Raw genomic sequence first — 1,750 nt, 5'->3', positions numbered from 1 at the left:
GGTGAGCACGCCGAGGACGACGATGAAATACTCGGCGGCGAACCAGCGGAGCTTCGGCCGCCAGTCCCACCGCCTCGACGGCGGCGCGGACGGGGCCGGGTCGGGTGGTGGGGGCGCCGAGGCGGGCGGGGGCGGGGTGTCGCTCATAGCTCGAGGTGGGCCTCGACCCGCTGGCGGAGCGCGGCGGCGCTCTCACGCATCTCCCGGTGCGTGGACGCGATCTGGCTGAGCGTGAGGCTGAGCGACCACGTACTCGTGTACATCAGCGGGTCCGCGTAGAAGGCGTCCACGTCGAGTGGCATCGGCGAGGCCCAGTCGCCCGTCGGGAAGAGGCCGACGTCGTCGGGCCGTCGCGAGCGCGCCTCCCGCACGCTGTCGGGAAACGTCCGGAACACGTACTCGGAGATGTCGAGGCGCCGGGTGATGCGCTGCCCGGCCGCCTCGACGTTGTCTCGCAGGAGGCGCTGCTCCTCCATCAGCTCCTCGTTCAGGTCGAGGTAGGTAATGATAGCCGAGCGGAGGGAGTCGTCGCGGACGAGGTCGATGTTGCCCGACGAGACCAGCGAGCTCGCCGTTCCGAGGACGGGACGGAGGAACCCGAACCGCCACGCATCGGGAAACCACGTCAGGATGGAGTCAGCGGGCGGCTTGGGGGCGTAGCCGAACGAGCGGAGAAGCTTCCGGGCGAGCGGGAGGGTCTGGGCGAACCGGACGGAGTCCTCGGCCGCGACCAAGCGCTCGGTCTCGGTGAGGTCGGCTGCGAGCTGCCGGAGATAGGTCTGTTCCTTGTCCTGGTTCACCCGCTCCTGCCCCCAGGCCGTCACCTGGAAGCCGATGACCACGCCGACGATGACGATGGCGACCTCGAGGGCGACCACGAACCAGTCCTGCCGCCGGACGGCCTCCGCCAGTCGGGCGAAGAACAGCCGCCGCCGCGGGCCGGCGGACGTCGCGGGCAAGTCCGTCGGAGGATCTGCTGGAGAGTGAACGTCGGAGGACATGAGGCGACCGGGGGCTAGGGGGACGTGACGGTGTCGGGGGCCACGCCGAGGCCGGCCAACACAGCGTCGAGGTGCTCTTCCATGCGCCGGTAGTAGCTCTGCATGGAGGCCTCCCCAAAGGCCATATTCGTGGCGAGGGTGCTGAACTCGGGGCTGGCGAGCAACGCGTCGACGTCCATCGTCATCGAGCTCGCCGGCAAGCCGCTGCCCTCGCGCCACGCGGGGTAGACGATGGAGAGGATGTCTCCATTTTCGCCGAGCACGCCGAACAGGCGGACCCGCAGGTCCGTCATCTGCTCCTCGTCCTCGAACCCCGCGTCCGCCAGCTCCGCGAAGTGGGCCAGGTTCGAACGGAGGTCTGGGTCGCGGATGAGGCGGAGGTCGCCCGCGCTCAGCATCGCGTCGTAGGCGCCCATCACGGGCTGGAACCGAGCGAACGTGACCGTTGAGAACACCAGCCCGCCGAGCGAGTCTGGGTCGGGGCGTGGCGAATGACCGTGCATCACCCGGAGCAGCTCTCGCTGCCCCGCCACGGCGACGTCCAAGCCCGCGAGCACTCGCGTGAGCTGCTGCCGGTTGGCGACGAAGTCCTCGCGGAGCGCCGCGCGCTGCACCTCTTCTCTGTCCCGCATGTCGCGCTCTTGCCCCCAGGCCGTGACCTGGAAACCGATGACCACGCCGAGCACGACGATGGCGACCTCGAGGGCGACCACGAACCAGTCCTGCCGCCGGATGGCCCCCGCCAGACG

2 protein-coding genes are annotated in these 1,750 nt (G+C 69.9%); both read right to left on the bottom strand.

Annotated features, from left to right (window positions below; genetic code table 11):
- Positions 1-143 precede the first annotated feature (143 nt).
- Complete coding sequence (locus WBA11_RS04830; RefSeq protein WP_424519588.1) at positions 144-959, bottom strand: hypothetical protein; 816 nt, start codon at positions 957-959, stop codon at positions 144-146.
- A 56-nt stretch (positions 960-1,015) separates the two neighbouring features.
- Positions 1,016-1,750: hypothetical protein (locus WBA11_RS04825; protein WP_424519587.1), on the bottom strand; the 735-nt coding region annotated here is incomplete at its 5' end.

Origin of the sequence: Rubrivirga sp. (assembly GCF_049648075.1) — a bacterium.
Lineage (GTDB): Bacteria > Bacteroidota > Rhodothermia > Rhodothermales > Rubricoccaceae > Rubrivirga.
Note: the sequence above shows the minus strand (reverse complement) of the source record. Positions and strands in the feature narration are given on the sequence as shown.